Annotated in this window: 19 protein-coding genes and 1 riboswitch; of the genes, 11 read left to right on the top strand and 8 right to left on the bottom strand. The window is 66.8% G+C overall.

Features of this window, described 5'->3' with window-relative positions:
- Window positions 1-135 precede the first annotated feature (135 nt).
- Together AC27VN_RS10350 and AC27VN_RS10345 are read right to left on the bottom strand one after the other, a co-directional pair.
- Window positions 136-2,220, bottom strand: coding sequence for a TonB-dependent receptor (locus AC27VN_RS10350; protein ID WP_490876494.1), 2,085 nt, complete (start codon window positions 2,218-2,220; stop codon window positions 136-138).
- A gap of 187 nt (window positions 2,221-2,407) precedes the next feature.
- Window positions 2,408-2,664: riboswitch (cobalamin riboswitch) on the bottom strand.
- A gap of 74 nt (window positions 2,665-2,738) precedes the next feature.
- Entirely contained in the window at window positions 2,739-4,964 is a 2,226-nt protein-coding gene (locus AC27VN_RS10345; RefSeq protein WP_490876493.1) for an ATP-binding protein, read from the bottom strand.
- A 175-nt stretch (window positions 4,965-5,139) separates the two neighbouring features.
- On the opposite strand from AC27VN_RS10345, the gene AC27VN_RS10340 reads away from it, so the two are divergent.
- Window positions 5,140-5,745: a class I SAM-dependent methyltransferase gene (locus AC27VN_RS10340; protein ID WP_490876492.1), complete on the top strand. Its 606-nt coding sequence runs from the start codon at window positions 5,140-5,142 to the stop codon at window positions 5,743-5,745.
- Window positions 5,746-5,761: 16 nt separating this feature from the next.
- Here AC27VN_RS10340 and AC27VN_RS10335 read toward each other — a convergent pair whose 3' ends face one another.
- Window positions 5,762-6,556 carry an AraC family transcriptional regulator gene (locus tag AC27VN_RS10335; protein ID WP_490876491.1) on the bottom strand — a complete coding sequence of 265 codons (795 nt, stop codon included), beginning with the start codon at window positions 6,554-6,556 and terminating at the stop codon, window positions 5,762-5,764.
- A gap of 152 nt (window positions 6,557-6,708) precedes the next feature.
- Between AC27VN_RS10335 and AC27VN_RS10330 the strand changes: the two genes are divergently transcribed.
- The 9 genes from AC27VN_RS10330 (at window position 6,709) to AC27VN_RS10290 (ending at window position 15,364) form a co-directional block, all read left to right on the top strand.
- The gene (locus AC27VN_RS10330) at window positions 6,709-7,944 is read left to right on the top strand and encodes an MFS transporter (protein WP_490876490.1); all 1,236 of its coding nucleotides are present in this window, start codon (window positions 6,709-6,711) and stop codon (window positions 7,942-7,944) included.
- Between the two features lie 18 nt (window positions 7,945-7,962).
- Entirely contained in the window at window positions 7,963-9,591 is a 1,629-nt protein-coding gene (locus AC27VN_RS10325; protein WP_490876489.1) for a thiamine pyrophosphate-binding protein, read from the top strand.
- 169 nt (window positions 9,592-9,760) lie between these two features.
- A complete protein-coding gene (locus AC27VN_RS10320; protein ID WP_490876488.1) occupies window positions 9,761-11,224 on the top strand; it encodes a tannase/feruloyl esterase family alpha/beta hydrolase in 1,464 nt (487 codons plus the stop codon).
- Window positions 11,225-11,596: 372 nt separating this feature from the next.
- Window positions 11,597-12,139, top strand: a complete 543-nt coding sequence (locus tag AC27VN_RS10315) for a hypothetical protein (RefSeq protein ID WP_490876487.1) — start codon at window positions 11,597-11,599, stop codon at window positions 12,137-12,139.
- An 84-nt stretch (window positions 12,140-12,223) separates the two neighbouring features.
- Window positions 12,224-12,574: a hypothetical protein gene (locus AC27VN_RS10310; protein WP_490876486.1), complete on the top strand. Its 351-nt coding sequence runs from the start codon at window positions 12,224-12,226 to the stop codon at window positions 12,572-12,574.
- A 147-nt stretch (window positions 12,575-12,721) separates the two neighbouring features.
- Entirely contained in the window at window positions 12,722-13,750 is a 1,029-nt protein-coding gene (locus tag AC27VN_RS10305; RefSeq protein WP_490876485.1) for a hypothetical protein, read from the top strand.
- Window positions 13,751-13,806: 56 nt separating this feature from the next.
- Entirely contained in the window at window positions 13,807-14,193 is a 387-nt protein-coding gene (locus tag AC27VN_RS10300; RefSeq protein WP_296779450.1) for a hypothetical protein, read from the top strand.
- A gap of 34 nt (window positions 14,194-14,227) precedes the next feature.
- Window positions 14,228-14,869, top strand: a complete 642-nt coding sequence (locus AC27VN_RS10295) for a hypothetical protein (RefSeq protein ID WP_490876484.1) — start codon at window positions 14,228-14,230, stop codon at window positions 14,867-14,869.
- Window positions 14,870-15,004: 135 nt separating this feature from the next.
- On the top strand, window positions 15,005-15,364 hold the full coding sequence (locus AC27VN_RS10290) for a hypothetical protein (protein WP_490876483.1): 360 nt from the start codon (window positions 15,005-15,007) through the stop codon (window positions 15,362-15,364).
- Between the two features lie 301 nt (window positions 15,365-15,665).
- Here AC27VN_RS10290 and AC27VN_RS10285 read toward each other — a convergent pair whose 3' ends face one another.
- Complete coding sequence (locus AC27VN_RS10285; RefSeq protein ID WP_398491882.1) at window positions 15,666-15,854, bottom strand: hypothetical protein; 189 nt, start codon at window positions 15,852-15,854, stop codon at window positions 15,666-15,668.
- A 299-nt stretch (window positions 15,855-16,153) separates the two neighbouring features.
- Here AC27VN_RS10285 and AC27VN_RS10280 point away from each other — a divergent pair, with 299 nt between their 5' ends.
- Complete coding sequence (locus AC27VN_RS10280) at window positions 16,154-16,444, top strand: hypothetical protein (protein ID WP_490876482.1); 291 nt, start codon at window positions 16,154-16,156, stop codon at window positions 16,442-16,444.
- A 141-nt stretch (window positions 16,445-16,585) separates the two neighbouring features.
- On the opposite strand, the gene AC27VN_RS10275 is transcribed toward AC27VN_RS10280, so the two are convergent.
- The 4 genes from AC27VN_RS10275 to AC27VN_RS10260 form a co-directional block, all read right to left on the bottom strand.
- Window positions 16,586-17,296 carry a 4-carboxy-4-hydroxy-2-oxoadipate aldolase/oxaloacetate decarboxylase gene (locus tag AC27VN_RS10275; RefSeq protein WP_490876481.1) on the bottom strand — a complete coding sequence of 237 codons (711 nt, stop codon included), beginning with the start codon at window positions 17,294-17,296 and terminating at the stop codon, window positions 16,586-16,588.
- Between the two features lie 13 nt (window positions 17,297-17,309).
- Entirely contained in the window at window positions 17,310-18,203 is an 894-nt protein-coding gene (locus AC27VN_RS10270; protein ID WP_490876480.1) for a TauD/TfdA dioxygenase family protein, read from the bottom strand.
- 55 nt (window positions 18,204-18,258) lie between these two features.
- Complete coding sequence (locus AC27VN_RS10265; protein WP_490876479.1) at window positions 18,259-19,227, bottom strand: Bug family tripartite tricarboxylate transporter substrate binding protein; 969 nt, start codon at window positions 19,225-19,227, stop codon at window positions 18,259-18,261.
- An 11-nt stretch (window positions 19,228-19,238) separates the two neighbouring features.
- A partial coding sequence (locus tag AC27VN_RS10260) for a hypothetical protein (protein WP_490876478.1) occupies window positions 19,239-19,423 on the bottom strand: 185 nt, incomplete at its 5' end.

Below are 19,423 nucleotides of genomic sequence, written 5' to 3'. Positions count from 1 at the left end.
GCGGCACGACGACGCGCCGGCCCAGCGCATCGACGAGCTCGCGCGGGAAGTCGGCCGACGGCGCCTCCTCGGCGCCCGCGGGCAGAACGGCCGTCATGCACACCATGCCGAGGATCGCGTCGCGCCGGTTCACGCTCAGAAGGTGTAGCGCGCGCGGGCGAACACCGTCCTCGGTGCGCCGGCGTTGCCGGCTTCCTGCGCCGACAGGTCGTCCGCGATGTAGTACTTGTTCGTTAGGTTGTTCACCCCGGCCTGCAGTGTGAGCGAAGGATTGACGCGGTAAGCCACGGCGACGTTGAGCAGCAGGTAGCCGGGCAGCTTCTGCGGATTGACCGCATTGTCGCGGAGGTAGCGGCTGCCCACGTAGCTGGCCGTGCCGGTCACGGCCCAGGCGCCGTGCGCATAGGTCAGGCCCGCGCCCGCGATGTTGTGGGCCGACATGCGCACGCGGTAGCCGCCGAAGTTGGTGCTGCGCGCACCGCTGTCGGTGTAGGTCTGGAAGTCCTTGAGCCGCGCGTCCTGCCAGGTGTAGTGCAGGTAGCCGCTCCAGCGCGGCGAGAGCTGGAACTGCAACTGGGTTTCGATGCCCTTGGTGCGCGAGGTCGCGTTGCTGAAGACGAAGGAGTCGGGGCCGTTGCGGTAGGAGCGCTGGCCGTCGATCTTCTCGGCCTCGAACAGGCTGAGCTGGTAGCTCCAGCGGTCGTCCGCCGCGCGGCCTTTCAGGCCCACTTCCTTGCTGCGCGTGATCTCGGGCCGCAGGATGTCGGGCACCACCACGCCGCCGCGCGTGTTGAGCGCCACGGCCTGCGGCCGGAAGCCTTCGCTCCAGTTCGCGAACACGGCGTGCGAGGAGGCATCGCCCTGCAGGAACAGCCAGTCCACGCCGGCGCGCGGGCTGGTGTGGCTGCCTTCCTGCGCCGAGATCACCTGCGTGCCCGTGCGGCCGAGCGTCTGCTCGAAGCGGTCGTGGCGCACGCCCAGCGTGAAGCCGACCGGGCCGTACTCGAAGCGGTCCTGCAGGTAGACGCTGCGCACCTCCTGGTCGAAGCGCGAGGAGGTGATGCTGCCGCGCACGCCGCGCGGATCGTTGCGCACGTTGCTCACGGGGATGTCGTAGAACGGCCCGCGGTAGGTGGGCGCGTTGCTGAAGCTCGGCGAGTCGAGGCCCTGCCAGCCGCGCTCGAGATTGAAGCCGGCCTGGAACTCGTTGCTCCAGCCCTTGCCCGCCATCAGGTGCGTGGCCGCGAGCTCGTGGTAGACGCCGCGGTCGGCGGTGTAGCTCTCGGAATAGCCCTTGCTCACGGCCGCGGGCGGCGGAACGATGGTGATGCCGCCGGCGAAGAATCGGTTGTAGCGCGCGAAGCTGCTCAGGTGGTTGATCGACCAGCCGGCGCCGAGCTCGAAGCGGTTCTTCCACGAGAACGACTGGTAGTCACCCGTGACGTAGGAGTCGGGAATGCCGTAGTTGTCGCGCGAGGTGATGCCGAAGATCGGCTTGCCGTTGACCAGCGGCACGATCGAGCCGCGGTCGCCGCGCACGCGCGTGTCGTAGAGCTGGAAGCCGGTGGTCCAGTTGCGCGTGACGGCGAAGTCGCCGCCGACCAGCACGGCCGACTGCGCGCGGCCGGCATCGCGCTGGAAGCCGTTGTAGTCGCTGTTGGCCACGCCGATGTAGAGGTTGCCGCGCTCGAAGTCCCAGCGGTAGCGCAGGCTGCCGTCGAGGCGGCCGTAGCTGCCGATGGTGGCCGTGAGGCTGCCGCCCGCGCGCTCGGGCTTCATGAAGAACTGCGCCACGCCGCCGATCGCGTTCTTGCCATAGAGCGCCGAGGCCGGGCCCTTGATGAACTCGAGCCGGTCCACCAGGTCGGGCGCGATCAGCGTGATGTCGGCATTGCCCTGCAGCAGGCGCAGCGGCACGCCGTCCATCAGCACCAGCACGTCCTGCGTGTCGCGCAGGCCGCGGGTCTCGAAGCGCGAGTAGTAGTTGCCCTGCGTGCCGTACTGCAGGCCCGGCACGCTGCGCAGCGTGTCCTCGAGCGTGACGGCGCCCACCGCGTCGAGCTGCGCGCGTTCGACCGAATAGGTCGCGAAGGGCAGCCGCAGCGTGTCGGCTTCCTGGCGCGTGGCGGTGGAGATGGTCTTGCGGTCGCTGACGGTGGTGGGCGGCAGCGAGCCGGCGCCCTCGGCGTCCTGGGCCGAAGCGACCGAGGCGAGCAGCATGACGCCGGATCCGATGAGGGCTTGGTGGGGTCTGACGCGACCGCGCCTGGAGATGTTACGCACGTGGGGCTTCCTTCGGGCCCGCGCTCCCGCGGGCCATGAGAACAAACCGGGCGCCGATGGATGCTGCAAGCGACCGGGTCCGCGCCCACGCGTGACCGGCCCGGCTTGCCTGCACTCCCGCAGCGACCGAACGAGGCGAAGGCCGGTATCCGGGCTTGCGGAGCGCAGCGAGGCATCGAGCGATGCTTCGTTGCCGCGATCCTCGCCTTCCCATGCCGAGGCACAGTGGCCGCCGGTGCCCGCGAAGGCATCGACTGTGAGGACCGCGAATCCGCCGACCGTTGCGGGGGCAGCGCAGGAATGGGGCCCAAAGGGGCTCGTCACCTGCTTCCCGTTTAACGCCGGTCGAGGGACCGGCGCACCTTCGCGCACGCCGGCTTGGGTGATGCTTTCGTTTGCATCGGCCGGCGGGGCGGATTATAGGAGCGGGTCTCGCACCGCCCGGCGCGAAAAGCTCAGGGCGTGGGCGTGTGTGGCAGCCGCACCGTGAACACCACGTAGCCGTCGTCGTGTGCATAGCCGATGCTGCCGCGGTGCGAGCGCACGATGGCCTGCGCGATGTGCAGCCCCAGGCCCAGTCCGCCCTTGTTGCGCTCGTTGGGCACGCTGCGCTGCTTGAAGGCGCTGAACAGGTCGGGCACCAGCGCGGCGTCGATCGGCGGCGCGCGGTTGGCCACGCTGAACACCACGTGCGCGTCGACCTGCTCGAGCCGGATGCGCACCGCCTCGCCGGGCAGGCCGTGATGGCGCGCATTGCTCACCAGGTTGCCGACCAGCTGCGCCATGCGGTCGGGGTCGGCCAGCACGGGCAGCGTCTTGGGTGCCTCGAGCTCGAGCTGCGAACCGGGGTAGGCGGTGCGCGACTCGTCGACCGCGTCCTCCAGCAGCCGCGCCAGGTCGATCTGCACCGGCACCATCTGCAGGCCCATGCCGCTTTGCAGGCGCGAGGCATCGAGCACCTGGCCGATCAGCCGCGCCATGCGGCTGCTCGAGGTCTGGATGCGCTGGCCCAGCCGCGCGCCGGCGTTGCTGCCGTCGGGCAGGCTGCGCTCGAGCAGCTTGGCCGCCATCGTGATCGACTGCAGCGGGTCGCGCAGGTCGTGGCCGAGCACGGCCAGCAGCTCGGTGCGGGCCTTGTAGGTGTCGGCCAGCCGCGCCGCGCTGGCGCGGATCAGCTCGTCGCGCAGCTGGCGCGCGAAGTCGAGGTCGTTGGCGCCCCAGGGCACGCTGGTGTCGCGCACCGTCTGCTTCCAGACGTCGAAGGAGCCGCGCGGCGTGAGCCGCGGCCCGAGCGGGCCGCTCACGTAATGCTTCTCGGGCTTGCCGCCCCAGCTGATGGTCTCGACCTGTTCCTTGCGCGCGAGCACCAGCCAGCCGTTGTCGATCGCGTCGAAGCGCAGCGCGAGAAAGCCGCACCACACGCCGCTCAGCGAACGCAGGTTCTCGGGCAGTTGCTCGCGCTCGTGCAGCGCCACGATCTGGTCGCCGTTCGTCGAGGCGCTGAGCCACTGGATCAGCGCCGCCGCGGCCTCGCGCGGCATGTCGCCTTCCACGTGCAGCCGCGACTGCTCGGCGATGACCGCCGTCTGCGCGTCGAAGGCATCGGCCAGCGGGCGCGCCAGGCCGATCAGCGCGCTGAAGGTGTCCTCGGCATGCAGCACGGCCTCGATCAGCGAGCCGCGCAGCTGCGCCGCGTTCGAGGCCCGGCCCGCCTGTTCGCGCGCCAGCAGGCTCTGCACGTTCGAGGCCAGCACCTGCGCGAGCACGTCGCAGGCCATGCGGATGGCGTAGGGCACCTGGTGGGCGCTGCGATGGTGGCAGGCCAGCATGCCCCAGAGCTGGCCGTTGATGACGATCGAGATGCTCATCGACGCGCCCACGCCCATGTTGCGCAGGTACTCGATGTGGATCGGCGACACGCTGCGCAGCGTGCAGTGGCTCATGTCCAGCGGCGGCAGCTGCGGATCGGCCACGTCGAGCCCGACCGGCGCCGACTGCACGTCCGCGATCAGGCGCAGGGTGTTGATCACGTAGAGCCGGCGCGCCTGCGCCGGGATGTCGCTGGCCGGATAGCGGCGGCCCACGAAGGGCTCGAGCGCCTCGTGGCGGCGCTCGGCCACCACCTCGCCGCTGTCGTCGTGGCGGAAGCGGTAGGCCATCACGCGGTCGAAGCCCGTGAGTTGCCGCACGGCCTCCACCGAGAGATTGAGCAGGCCGTCGATCGAGCCCTGGCGCTTGAGCCGGTCCATCGCGCGGTGCGCCTTGAGCGCGAAGTCCGACACCGCGTCCGCCGTGGCGTCGCGGGCTTCGAACTCGGCCACCAGCTCGTAGCCGACGCGGTGCAGGATCAGGTCGAAGCGGCGCTCGCCGAGCGTCACCTCGAGGTTGATCGGCGAGCCCTCGCCGGTATCGACCGCGACGCCGTTGGCCTCGTGCAGCGCCTCGTGCACCAGCGCGTCGCCCATGAAATGGCTGCTCGACAGCCGTTCGCCCAGGGCGGGCGCCGTGTCGCCGAGCAGCGCGCGGGCATTGGCGCTGACGCGCGTCAGCGTGAGGGTGGAGGCGTCGAACGCGAACAGTGCGCCATGGTGCTGCACCAGGCCCGGGATGTGGATGGGCTCGCTGTCGCAGTTGGCCAGCGTGACGGGCTGCGTGGTCGTGGGTTGGGGCGGCCGTTCCAAGTGGCGGGAGGCGCTTTGCGTGTTGAGGGAGACGAGGGCCACGCTCGGTGCGTGGGCGGATGGAGGGCCGACATGGCATTTTGCCTGACGGCGCGGCGGCGCCAAACGGGCCTTCCCGGGCGAAAATGGCGCCGGGCCTCCCTCCGATGCCCGCACTCCCTGAAAGACAACCTGCATGCAATCTGCCGACGCGGCGACCTTCGACGAGGCCTACTACCGGCGCTACTACTTCGACAAGAAAACGAAGGTGGTCGACCCGCAGCACGCCGAGCGCCTCGCGGCCTTCGTCTGTTCGTACCTCAAGTACCTGCGCGTGCCCGTGCGGCGCGTGCTCGACATGGGCTGCGGCATCGGCCACTGGCGCGATGCCATCGCGTTGCATTTTCCGAAGGCCAGCTACCACGGCGTGGAGTTCAGCGAATACCTGTGCGAGCGCTACGGCTGGGAACGGGGCTCGGTGGTCGACTACCGTGCCAGGGAGCGCTTCGACCTCGTGATCTGCCAGGGCGTGCTGGCCTACCTCGAACCCTCCGACCTCAAGACCGCGCTGCGCAACCTGGGGTCGCTCAGCGCGGGCGCGCTCTACCTCGAGGCCGTGACGCAGGAGGATTTCGAGCAGGACGTGGTCGACGAGGACCTCAGCGACCCGCGGCTGTTCCGCCACCGTGCGCAGGTGTATCGGCGCGGGCTGACGCGCGGCTTCAAGGAAATGGGCGGCGGCGTGTGGCTGAGCCGCCAGGCGGAGGTGCCGACCTTCGCGCTGGAGTGCGCCGACGCCTGACCCGTGGCGCGCCCGCTCAGGGCTCGGCGAAGAACTGGCTCGGCGTCTGCCCGAAGTGCTTGCGGAACATGGTCGCGAAGGCGCCGGGGCTGTCGTAGCCCAGGCGCAGCGCGATGTCGATGATCTTCTCGCCATCGGCCAGCAGCTCCAGCGCGCGCAGCAGCCGGGCCTGCTGGCGCCACTGGCCGAAGGTCATGCCGGTCTCCTTCATGAACAGGCGCTGGATGGTCTTCACGTCGAGCGACAGCCGCTCGGCCCAGTCGGCCAGGGTGGAGGCATCGTCCAGGCGCTGTTGCAGCGGTTCGCAGATGCGCAGCAGCCGCGGATCGGCGGGCATCTGCAGGTGCAGCGGCAGCACGGGCAGGCTGCGCAGCTCGTCGAGGATGAAGCGCATCAGCCGGCCGTCGCGGGTGCCGGGCGCATAGGGTTGCTTCACCTCCATCGCCGCGCGGATCAGCTCGCGCAGCAGCGGTGGAATGCCCACGGCCTGCGTCGTCGTCAGGGTCCGGGGCGCCACCTCGGGCTTCACCAGCAGGCTGCGCATGTGGACCTCGCCGACGCAGCGAATCTCGTGCGCCATGCCCGCGGCCATCCAGATGGCGCGCGTGGGCGGCACCACCCAGCGGCCGGCCTCGGCCTGCACCACCATCACGCCGCGCAAGGCATAGATCAGCTGGTGCTTGGTGTGCTGGTGCGACCGGATGTGCCAGCCGGCGGGGTAGTCGGTGGCGCGGCCCGCGATCGGCGAGGACTCGCCCTCGATCTCGCGCAGCACCTCGGGCAATGACTTGGGACGGCGCGGGAGGTTCATGTCCTTTTTGCGAAAGGTGTTGGTCGGTTGGCGCAAGACAGGCGAGGCGCATCCTCCCATAATTCCGGGGCGCCGGCGGCCCGTTCCTCCCGAACTCGCGCTCCTCGTGCCCTCGTGCCGGCCGGTCCCGTCTCCCCAGTGTGAAAGTCCCCATGCCGCCTTCCGCGACCGCCCCCATCGAATCCCAGGCCACGCCCGCTGGCGCCGCCGCCAGTCCCGCGAAGGCCAAGCCGGCCTTCGGCATCCTGGGCGCCATCAGCAGCGCGCACATGGTCAACGACATGATGCAGTCGCTGATCCTCGCGATGTACCCGATCCTCAAGGGCGCGTTCTCGCTGAGCTTCGCGCAGATCGGCCTGATCACGCTGACCTACCAGCTGACGGCCTCGCTGCTGCAGCCGCTGATCGGCCTGTTCACCGACCGGCGCCCGCAGCCCTACTCGCTGCCCATCGGCATGACGGCCACGCTCATCGGCCTCTTGCTGCTGGCCTTCGCGCCCAGCTTCGGCATCGTGCTGCTGGCCGCGGCCTTCGTGGGGCTCGGCTCGTCGATCTTCCATCCGGAGTCCTCGCGCATCGCACGGCTCGCCTCGGGTGGCCAGCACGGGCTCGCGCAATCGGTGTTCCAGGTCGGCGGCAACCTCGGCACGGCCATCGGGCCGCTGCTCGCGGCCGCGGTCATCGTGCCCTTCGGCCAGCACAGCGTGGCCTGGTTCGGCCTGGCCGCGCTGCTGGGCATCGGCCTGCTGCTGCAGGTGAGCCGCTGGTATGCCTTCCATCACGTCACGGCCGGCGTGCGCAAGAAGGGCGCGGTCGAGTCGCCCTATCCGCGCCGGGTGGTGCTCGGCGCCATCACGGTGCTGCTGGTGCTGATCTTCTCGAAGTACTTCTACGTGGCGGGCATCAGCAGCTTCTACACCTTCTACCTGATGGACCGCTTCGGCCTCACGGTGCAGAGCGCGCAGCTGCACCTGTTCTTCTTCCTGTTCGCCTCGGCCGTGGGCACGGTGCTCGGCGGGCCGGTCGGCGACCGCATCGGCCGCAAGCCGGTGATCTGGGTGTCGATCCTGGGCGTGGCGCCGTTCGCGCTGCTGCTGCCGCATGCGGACCTGTTCTGGACCACCACGCTGACCATCGTCATCGGGCTGGTGCTGTCCTCGGCCTTCTCGGCCATCCTCGTCTACGCGCAGGAGCTGATGCCGGGCAAGGTCGGCATGGTCTCGGGGCTGTTCTTCGGCTTCGCCTTCGGCATGGGCGGCCTGGGCGCCGCGGTGCTGGGCCTGCTGGCCGACCACACCAGCATCGCCTTCGTCTATCAGGCGATCGCCTATCTGCCGCTGCTCGGCGTGGTCGCGGCGCTGTTGCCCGGAAAATCGCGCAAGTCCTAGCTCCCCCTTGTCCGCTGCATGCCCTCCACCCGAATCTTTCGCGGCGCCGATGCGCTGATCGAATGCCTGCGCGCGGCCCGCGTCGCGCGCATCTTCACCCTCTCGGGCAACCACGTCATGCCGGTGTTCGACGCGGCCTTCGGCTCGGGCATCGAACTCGTGCACGTGCGCCACGAGGCCAGCGCCGTGCACATGGCCGATGCCTGGTCGCGGGTGTCGGGCGAGGTCGGCATCGCGCTGGTCACCGGCGGTCCCGGCCATGCGAATGCCGTGGCCGCGCTCTACACCGCGCAGATGGCCGAGGCGCCGGTGGTGCTGCTGTCGGGCCATGCGCCGAACGACCAGCTGGGCCAGGGCGCGTTCCAGGAGATGCGCCAGGCCGACATGGCCGAGCCGGTCTGCAAGGCCGCGTGGCGCTGCGCCAGTGCCGACGCGGTGACGGGCGATGTGGCCAAGGCCATCCGTATCGCGAAGTCGGGGCGGCCCGGCCCGGTGCACCTGAGCCTGCCGAGCGATGTGCTCGAGGGCGCGGCCACCGTGCCCGCTTTCGGCCCGGAAGCCTTCGCGCCCGAGCCGCGGCTGCTGGACCCGACGCTCGCGACCGAGCTGGCCCGGCAGCTCGCCGAGGCCGAGCGCCCGCTGATCCTCGCGGGCCCGTCCTGCCTCACGCGCGATGGGCGCGCGCTGATCGCCGCGCTGGAGCAGGCCACGGGCGTGCCGGTCGCCGGCATGGAGAGCCCGCGCGGCATCGGCGATGCGAGCCTCGGCGCCTTCGCGCAGCTGCTGGCGCGCGCGGACTGCGTGCTGCTGCTGGGCAAGCGGCTGGACTTCACGCTGAAGTTCGGCGCCGCGTTGGCCGCCGATGCGAAGGTCCACCAGATCGATCCCGATGCCGATGAACTCGCGCGCAGCCGCCGTGCCCTCGGCGAGCGCCTGCGCACCGAAGCGCAGGCCGATGCCTGGCTCGCGATGCAGGCGCTGACCGCGGCCGCGGCTGGCGCCCGGGATCCTTCGTGGCTGCAGGAAGCGCACGCGTGGCTCGCCTATCGCCCCGCCGCCTGGAACGACGCGCGCGCCTCGCTGCCGCAGCGCCTGCACCCGGTACAGATGCTGCGGCCGCTGCAGGCCCTGCTCGACAGCCATCCCGAGTCGGTGCTGGTCTGCGATGGCGGCGAGATCGGCCAGTGGGCCATGGCCTGCCTGAGTGCGCCGCACCGCGTCAACAACGGCGTGGCGGGCGCGATCGGCGCCGGGCTCGCCTATGCGCTCGGCGCGCGTTGCGCGCAGCCCGAGGCGCCGGTGATCGCCGTCATGGGCGACGGCACCGTGGGCTTCCACATCGCCGAGTTCGATACCGCCATCCGGCACCGCCTGCCCTTCGTGGCGGTGGTGGGCAACGACGCGCGCTGGAACGCCGAATACCAGATCCAGCTGCGCGACTACGGGCCCGAGCGGCTGATCGGTTGCGAGCTGCAGCCCACGCGCTACGACGCGGTGGCGCAGGCCTTCGGCGCGCACGGCGAGCTGGTCACCGAGGCCGATGCACTGCCCGACGCGGCACGGCGCGCGATCGCGAGCGGCAAGCCCGCTTGCCTCAACGTGATGATCGAGGGATTGCCCGCGCCGCAGATCCGGCGCGAGGCTTGAGGCGTCGCGGGCCACGGGCGCCCGAAGTCATTCAATTGGCGCCGCAGGGATAGTGCGGTCCATTCCAGCGCGATCAAGAATTTCACGGCCTCTGGAAGAAGGCGTGGTCCCCGCTCCGGCTCAGGCGTGGGGTCTTGTGAATTCGAACCGATCACGTTGGAGACACATCTTGACCAAGACAGAGAACCTCGCGCGGTGGATCCGCGCGCTGCTCGTGGCGCTGGCCTGCGGCGCACTCGCCTCGTGGGCCCAGGCGGCCCCCGACATTGCCAACACCCTCGTGCGCACCTGCTCGAATCAACTCGAGGGTTCGCAGTACGGCGACGCCGTGCTCAACGATTTCCGCGGCAGCCGCTTCCCTTCGCCGAAGACCGGCGGCTTCAAGGTCACGTCCGTCCAGCAGGTCTGGCTCGCGCTGCCGGCCTATTGCCTGGTCAAGGGCACGATCCAGCCCACCTCGCCCGGCGGCGTCGACCCGGCCGTGAAGGACCCGAGCTACCGCGTGCGCGACATCAACTACCAGATCTACATCCCGGCGCAGTGGAACGGCAAGTTCGTGCAGCTCGGCGGCGGCGGCTTCGCCTGGAAGTCCGACGTGGTCGCCGCCGGCACGCAGACCAGCCAGCAGTTCGCGCTGCCGCTGCAGGGCATGGCGCTGGCCAACTACGCCGTGGTGCTCAGCGACGCGGGCGCCGACGGCTCGAACGGTGCCTTCGATCCCGACTTCGTGCGCCCGGGCCGCAACCTCGCCGATGTCGCGAGGCAGGAGATGGTGAAGAACTTCGGGCAGGACTCGATCAAGAAATCGCTCGACGTTGGCCTGTACCTGCTCAAGAAGCTCACCGGCGCCGCGCCCACCGACACCTACTTCGTCGGCATCTCCACCGGCGGCCGGCAGGCGCTCAAGGCCATCGCCAACTGGCCCGATGCCTACGACGGCATCGTCGCGGGCGCGCCACCGGTCGACGAGACCAACCTGCTGAAGACCCTGCAGGTGCCCGACACCGTCAACGACTGGACCACCAACTGGGCCAGCGCCTCCGCCATGCTCACCAGCCTGTTCGGCCAGGACGTGTCGCCCCAGACCCTGAGCGACGGCCTGGGCGCGACCTCGCGCTACCTGGCCGACGTCGCGATCGAATCGGGCGCCGACTACGACGGCTACCACCGGCTGCTCGACCAACTGGCCCCGGTGTGGAACGTGCGGCCCGCCGAGCTCGTGCCCTTCCTGCGCATGTCGGCGCGGCAGAAGAGGGATGGCGGCAAGGGCAAGAAGATCGTGATCTACCAGGGCACCTCCGACTTCCTCGTGCCCTGCACACAGGCCGGCGAATTCGTCAGGCAGCTGAACGGCCTGCCCGCAGGCGGCCAGGTCGCGGCCGCCGACATCCGCAACACCGTGCGCGCCTATTTCGTCGAGGACTACAGCCACGGCTTCTACAACACGAATGCGGTGCTCAAGCGGCTCGGCCTCACGCCCCTGCAGCTGAACTGGAACGCGCTGGCCGATCTCGACCGCTGGGTGCGTGACGACCAGGCGCGGGGTGGTGCGCCTTCGCTGGCGCGCAATGCTTCGGGGGAGATTCCTACGGCGCAGGCCTTGAGTGCTTGGAGGTGCGTCGCGGCGCCCTGAGGGGCGTCATCGGCTTACGCAACATTCTTTGACCACTGCGCGCGCAGCGTTGTTCAAAGTTCATGCGCTGAAAGTCAACTTCCTAGGATGTTGCTGGCCCATCGCCCTCCGCGCAATCCCTTTGCCACGGTCACTTTCACGGATTGAAGTGCGAGCGATTGACGGTGCTGTTGTGATAGCAAAGGTTATTGCAATGGCAGAGTTCATCACTGCAGCAGCAGATGGGCCGACCTCCGCCCACCTGCTGTTGCCGCTGCTTCAGCGTAAGCGCGCGGCTATGTCATCGAAACCGAAAGCATGCGCACGCGGCTAGACTTTCGCTATCGGTCAACTGCGGGAATTCGAACCAGCCGCCCAACCGGAAAGAAGACGATGGGGTATGACCTGAACTTGTGTACCGTGAGCGATAGGCAGTTGGACCATTTGAGGGTCAATACTTCGCACACGCGCGATTTCATCGACGGCAGGCGCCCGAGGATGACCACAACCGGGGAAGTCGATGTCGAGGCCGGATGCGCTTGGCCGGAATCGGCAGCCGCCCGCACGGAGCTGTACTCAAGGGGCGGGCTCTATTTCATCCTCAACGGAACTACAGCCAAGGTTGATGGCGTCACGAACTTTCCCAACGTTGGAGGGCGATACCGCGGAGAGATGCTTGGGCTGGCGGTCGAGCTTGGTGAAGTGGGGCTTGGGCATGCGCACGCGTTTCGGGCCGCACAGGTCGTCGAGCTCAGAGCAGCATTGCGCGACCTGGATGTGGCCACGGTGGAAGCGCGGGCGCGCGCCCACGCTTGCGACGTCGAAAGCGATGAGCAAGAGCTTGCGCGCGATGCCGTCGCAGACGTCAATGCCTTGCGCGAGTTTCTTGACCGCGCCTGCGGCACGCAACTCGGCATGATGTGGTTCTGGGCCTAGAGAGCCTCGCGGCCACGACCAGAAATTCAACCAGTCCCCTCAAACGCGCGCTGGCGAAAGCGGACAAAGCCGAGGCCTCACCCCATGCTTTCAATCCGAATTGATCAGTTTGAGTTCGACTATCCAGACGCCGAAGAGAAACTCGAGATTGATGTCTCGAAACGATCAAGGTATCCACACCCGGATGTGAAAGCGTTTGCCGGGTCGACCATCGGTGTTCCAGCCGCCTCGGCGCTACCTGAGCCCGTGCCCTTCTATCGGGTGGCGGAACGAGGAAGCATCAGCGAATATCTCAAGCGTTTCGCCAGGATCGATGTACCCCGACACTGCGACTGGGCCACGCACATCCTTTCCGGGGAGTCATGGGATGAAGTTCACCTCATCATTTGCATGCCGGACGCATTTGTTCGCTATCACTGGTCCACAAGTGCATGAACGAGGAAGATCATTCGTTTGGCCGGTCGCTACAGAATGTGCGGCAGCCCCGGGATATGCGACTGGGAAGCTCCCAACAAAGCCCTGGAAGGCACTCGCGATCGAATCAGTTCGAATTCCCCACGGTCCTAAAAACGGCAGACCCTCATGAACCTCACGGAACACCAACAACGTTTGCTTGATGAAGCTGAGAGCTGGGTGAAACGGCTGCTGGAGACAAATGGCCGTCTCGACGTGTTCGGCATCGCGGAAATGCCCGGCGGAAAGATGTCCGTTGTGCAATCGCCCATCGAGAGTGACGACTGGGAACGGGCACTGAAGCGGACCGTCGCGGAACTGACCGGCCTTGCACTCCGGCGCGAAATCATCGCGAGCGTGGTCATCACTCCTCTGACTGATGACTCCAACGGCGTGGTGATGTTGGATGTCGAAAGCCGTGAGGACGGCCGGCTGACGGTTCGCCTCATGCTGAAGAAAAAAATGTTCGGCGGATGGACTTTGATCGACAGGAAATTCGAGGCGCAAGAGAGGGGTATCTTCAAGATTCAGGAGTCGACACGGGCGAGCAATCCTGATATTCGGTCCTTCACACGCGACGATCTGAACCTCGTCTATCCCTACATAGTCCCCAAGTCCTGGGTTGACTACGCGGGCAAGGATGCGTTGGTGACATGGGAGTTCTCAGAGGATGTCCGCATGGTCCTTGTCATAGACAGGTTGGGAACCGTGCAGAACGTCAGGCCTCAAGACCTTGAAAAGGTGCACGAAACGCCGGATAGCCTCTTCGAGATAGCTACGGAGAACTTGTCCAAATCGTTCCAACAGCAAGAGTTCGAGATCGGAGGCGCCACGCTGCTGGACGGGCGTGAGGTTGGCTATTCCCGCGGGAGCTGGATGGCGCCGGCCGGCGGATTGATGTTGAGCGCGCTTTATCAAGGCCTGCAGCAGCAGTTCAAGCAGGACGAATTTGCCGCAATCGCGGTCAATCAACAGTTTCTGCTGGCCTTCCCCCTGGACGAAGACACCCTGAATTCGGACTCACTGCGACTGGCTGTCGATGACGAGTGGCGTGCACCGAAACCGATCTCTCAGTCTTGGCTCCTGTTGGACGGGCAGTGGCCTCGCGAGTATCCCTATACGCCGACCTTCGGGCCTAATAAAACCGCAATGCATTGAAAGCAGCGGTAGATTTATTTCAACACGTGCGGGCTATCGACCAGAAGCGGGCATCCATGAACTACTCAAGACTACGCCCTAAATCGGAAAGAGAACTCAGGCAAGAAGAGTTGCTTGCACGGCTTAAACAGCGGGGAGGACCGGAGCCCGGGGTCTGCCTTACGCAGGACGCTCCCCTTGACGAGCAGGTTGCCATTAGAGAGCTGACGCTCGACGCTGAAGGCCGGGTTGTCGGCGTCTCAGAGTTCGCGCTCTCTCCGAAGACTGGATCGGGTGAAACCAGCATTACGGACCCGCTCAAACAAGAGCTTGAGCGCCTGCTGGCCGCGGCGGGCGATGAAGGTGTTGTGTGCGGCGACAACGGTCGCCGAGCCAGTCGAGAGGAACTCGAAGAATGGCTGTTGCTCATCGGCCTGCCAGTGTTCAGATACTCTCGGGGCTGACGTTTGCTTTGGGCCCGCAGCAGTCCTTGCTAGCATGTCCGATTTCGGCCAACTGCGGTCGTCGGAACCAGCAAGCCAACCTATGACATTTCTATGGCGAACTCCTGAGGCCGGTTCTGATGGCCTCATCGGCACATATTCGCGCTCGAACACCTTGGACCGGTTTGACTTCCGCAATGGGAAGCACATTGAGTTCAGCGGGACGGCGCCGGTCCTGAGATTTGATGGGCGGACCCGCGACCTTATGGCCTTTGACTGCCTGTCAAACACGGCGGCACCCATGGTAAGCCAACGCATGGCACAAGTACTGCACGACGCCTGTCCGCAAGACATTCAGCTTGTGCCAGCACGAATCGAAGCAGCGGACGGTGACCTGGATGGATGGTCCTTGCTCAATGTGACTGCAACGGTGCTCGCCATCAATCACAAGAAATCAGCGTACACGACGGTCCCGGGAACGCAAGAAATCATGAGCTTCCGGCATCTCGAATACCTCGAGGGCTGTTTGAACGAGCACCAACTTGCGCGTGACGCGGAGTATCTCGGCCACTTGCTTGTGAGCGACTCATTGGCACACACTCTGTCAGGTTTCGCCGGTGTCTCATTTGAACGGCCTCAGGAGGTCTACTACCAGACCATGAGCCGACGCTGGAACTCAGCCAACGATGCCCGGTGAACAGCCGAAATGAATGACCGCTTGCCGAAAATCCGTACGCTGGCTTAGGGCCCGCTCAAGCCGGTAGCGCGACCGGCTACAGTCGGCCAAAAGGAGCCATCCGTTTCGATGGTTCGATTTCACAGAAGGAAAGAGATGGATGCCCAAGAGCCGAGCGCGGCGTGTAGGGAGGTAATTCTGGAGTGGTCGACGCTTTCGGAGCTACCGGATTTTGCTGAGAGACGGCTGAGTTACGGCAATAGCGATGGCGGGTTTGGTGTCATCTATCCGGAAGGCTTGGATGAGTATGACATCGAGGTTGAGGGCATTCGTATTCCAACCGGTTCGCTTCTTATCTATGGTTGGGCGTTCGCCAGTCCTCCAGGATATGAAGTGCTCGTTGATGAGAAGTTATACCTTGGCACTCTCCGTGATGTATTGTGGGAACGTGGGCTCATTGCTGGTGCGGAAAGAGTCGCTGCGCTGCTGAACGGGCAAAGCCAGTTCTCTAGGTAATGCGCGAAGGAGTATTAGCACTTGCTAAGCCGCCAGTCGAGTCAATGCCTCACCGAATCGGCGCGCGGCAGCGTTGCAGGCACTTTTGAGCGACCGCTTTTTGCCTTATCGAATGTCGGCTTCGGGCCCGAAGCCGAAGGTCGATTCGCTCCAAAGCGGCCTCTCGCCTAGTCGTTCGAGTGGCGGGGCGAGGCAGATTGCCGTCCTCTAAAAAGCCTCAATCCTGCTGAGCTGCACGGCGCCATAAGTCCTCAAACTCTGCGAGGCTCGCGCAAGGCGAAACCCTTGAGGGTGGAAGGAGCTACGCGCGCCAAGTACCTTCACCCGCATGCAGCAGCGCAAAGGAATGGGGATGGATCAAGAAGCCGTACAGTTTTCCTCCCCCTGAAAGCGGCTCCGGCGTCTTGTCGGCTGTGAAGTAGCTGACCACCAAGACCGTTTCTGCATCCGCGAGCGCAGCTCGCAGCGCGACGCGCTCTTCGTCAGTCATGCGTACACGCTCGATAAAGCTTTTTTGAGAGCTGAAGATGTCGCTCTCACAGTACACGTGAGCGGTAGTGCCTGCCCAAAGCGGGTGTTCCGAGACAACGCTTCTTGCCCTGTCCGCGTCAGATGAGCTCACCTCTTGACTCATGTCTACTCCATCGATTGAACGTCCGGTCTTGGCCGCATTGTTCCGGCTCGGCGAACGGCCGGTTCTGGCCGGCTCCGGCTATTGGTCGCATTCTGCCGTGCTCGCCACCAGCGACGCGGCAGCAGTTCGTCAGCCGGTGGCAGGTATGCGAGTGGATGCGCGCCAGCACGCTGCGCAGGCATCCCCACGAGTCCCGGCCGTCGAGCTCGGCAGCCCGCACCAGGCTCATCATCGCCGCCGCGCGCCGCAGGCGACTGGCTGTCCACGAACAGCCAGTTCCTCGTGCCGACTTTCCAGTGCTTGATCTATCGGTCGATCAGGTTGTCGTCGATGAATACCGCACCGTCCTGCAGGTGCAGGACTTCCAGGGGCCAGCGCCCGTCATCGCGCCTCTCCTTCGCGAACGCCGGCGCGGCCGATCGCCGGCACTTCTCGACCTCGCGTGAAAGTGCACGAACCTCGATCAGTTCGGATCAACGACTTTGACCAACTCGCAGCAAAGTGACTTCCCACAACCGTCATGCGACACGACAAGGCCTGAAAAAGATCCGCCCTGGATCGTCTCGGAAGCCGCATCGCCCACGCCCTCAGCGCACGTCGTCGAACGCCGCATCGATCTCCTCGACCCGCATCGCCGCATAGCTCGCCGCCGAGCCGCCCAGGTCCCACACCGCCTCGCCGCGCTCGACTGCGCGCGCCATCTCTTCTTCCTTGCGCATGCGCGCAAGGGCCGCCTCGACGACCTCGCCGGCGTCGCGGCGCGGCACGCAGACCACGCCGTCGCCGTCGGCCATGACGAGGTCGCCGGGCTGCACCAGCACGCCGTCGCAGACCACCGGCGTGTTGACGAAGCCATGGCCGCACTTGTCGGGATGGATCGAGAGGACGTGGGTGGACCAGACGGGCAGGCCCAGCGCCTCCACCGTGTCGGTGTCGCGCACGCAGCCCTGCACCACCACGCCCGCGAGGCCCTTGCGCAGCGCATAGCGTGCCGCCATGTCGCCCCATTGGGCGCCCGAGGTCTCGGCGTCGCAGACCACCACGAGCACGTCGCCGGGCTGCGCGAGATAGAGCGCGCGGTGCATCATCAGGTTGTCGCCGGGCGCGCAGAAGGCCGTGACGGCCGGGCCCGCGATGCGTGCGCCCTTCTGGATCGGCCGCATGCGGCTGGACATCAGGCCGCCGATGCCGCGCGGCGCGGCCGCCTCGTGCAGGTCGGACACCGTGGCCTCGCGCGCCTTCGCGCACAGGGCCGCTTCCACGCGATTGACGCGCAGGAACACTCTGGAGCTGTTCACGGTCGCTCCCCGTTCAGTGCGGCACGCAGTAGGCGCCGGCCGCGAGACGGAAGGTGGTGCGCTTCATCAGCCGCGGCTGGTTGAGCTGCATCTCGTCGCGGCGGTGCATGGTGCAGCCGTTGTCCCACATCATCAGGTCGCCGTTGCGCACCTTGTGGCGGTACACGAGTTCGGCGCTGCCGCCGGCCTCGAACAGGATCGGTAGCACGCGCGCGTTCTCGGCCTCGCTCAGGCCCTCGATCGCCACCAGCGTGGTCGGGTCGGCGTAGAGCGCCTTGCGGCCGGTCAGCGGATGCGTGAGCACCACCGGGTGGAAGGCATCGGGCAGCTTCGCCATCTCCTTGGCCTGCGCGCTCTCCTTGTCCTTGAGCTCGAGCGTGTTCATGATCGCCATGCGCTTGGCATAGCGGTAGGTGCCGGTGCGGCCGTCGATCAGCGCGCGCACGTCGGCCGGCAGCCGCTCCCAGGCGCCGTACTGGTCGGCCCAGTAGATGTCGCCGCCGCCCTTGGGCACCTCGAGGCCGTAGAGCATGGCGCCGGTGGCGGGCTTGACGCGGAAGGTCTGGTCCGAATGCCAGTCGACGTCGTCGCCGCCCGCGAAGCCGCCGACGAAGCGGCCGTCGGCGTAGCGCAGGGTGCTGAAGTAGATGATCTCGTCGTGGTAGGGCGACTGGATGTCCTTGCGGTTGGCGCTCTCGCAGTGGCCGAACTGCTCGGTGAAGCGCACCTGGTCGGCCTCCTCGAGCGACTGGCGCGGGAACACGATGACCGGCGCGTCCTGCCACAGGCGGCGCACCTGCTCGATGGCGTCGGGGTTGGCGAGGATGTCCTCGATGCGTTCGTCGATCTCGATCACGAAATCGGAATGCAGCGGGCGGACCTTGAGTTCTTGCGCGAGCACGGTCATGGGATGTCTCCTTGGGGGTGTATGAAAGAAGAAAAGGGGAAAGAGGGGCGGCGCGTCAGTCGGCCTTCATGCCGGCGCTGCGGATGATCTCGGCGTTGGTCTGGCGCTCCGAGCGCAGCCAGGCGACGAGTTGCGCATAGTCCATCGGCGGCGCAGGCTCGAAGCCGAGCTCGTGCAGCGCCTTGGCGGTCTCGGGCAGCGCGAGGATCTTGCGCATCTCGGCGGCCAGCCGCTCGCGCACCTCCACCGGCGTGCCGCGCGGCGCCATCAGTGCGTTCCAGGCCACCACGCTGAAGCCCTCGAGGCCTTGTTCGGCCACCGGCCGGATCTCGGGCAGCGCGGTCATGGCCTTGGCCGAGGTCACGGCCAGCGGCTTGATCCTGCCGAACTGCGCACGCGAGGCCGCCACCGTGTCGATCAGCACCGGCACCTGGTTGCCCAGCAGCGCGGTCATCGCCTCGCCCGAGCCCTTGTACTTGATCGAGAACAGCGGCACGTTCTGGCGCCGGATCATCTCGAGCACCAGCTGCGCCGTGACGCTGGGCAGCGCCACGTCGACCTTGTCGGGCCGGCTGCGCGCGAGCTTGATGAGTTCGGGCAGCGTCTGCACGCCGAGCGAGGGATGCACCGAGATCACCATCGGGATGAAGGCGGTCGCGACGATGGGATCGAAGTCCTTCTCGGCGTCGAAGCCGATGTTGTCGTAGAGCGCCGGGTTCATCGCATGCGTGCCCGAGGCGCCCATGATCAGCGTGTAGCCGTCGGGCGTGGCGCGCGCGGCATAGGCGGTGCCGATGTTGCCGAAGGCACCGGGACGGTTCTCCACCACCACGCCCTCGTGCAGCGCGGCCGAGAGCTTGGCCGCGAAGTAGCGGGTGGCGATGTCGGTGCTCTGCCCGGGCGGGTAGGCGACCACGATCTTGATCGGCCGGTTCGGGTAGCCCTGGGCCAGCGCGCCGGCGGTCAGCGCGAATGCCAGCGGCAGTGCGGCGAGCCGCCGCGCGAGGCGAAAAAGTGAGGTCATCGCTGTCTCCTTCATGGTTGTGAGGTCGCCGCCCTGGGTGGATCGAAGGCGGTGCCATTGGCCGCCGGCATGGCGGGCAGGGGAGGGGATGGGGTCGCGAAAGCCTCGGCGCCCGCACTGCGCAGATGGCGCGCGTCGAGCGCGTCGAACGAGGCGCAGCCGATCTGCGCGAGCACCATGTCGATCTCGTTGCGCA

The sequence above is a fragment of the Variovorax sp. 20P10.2.4 genome (genome assembly GCF_058244205.1).
This window is presented reverse-complemented; position numbering and strand designations above follow the sequence as displayed.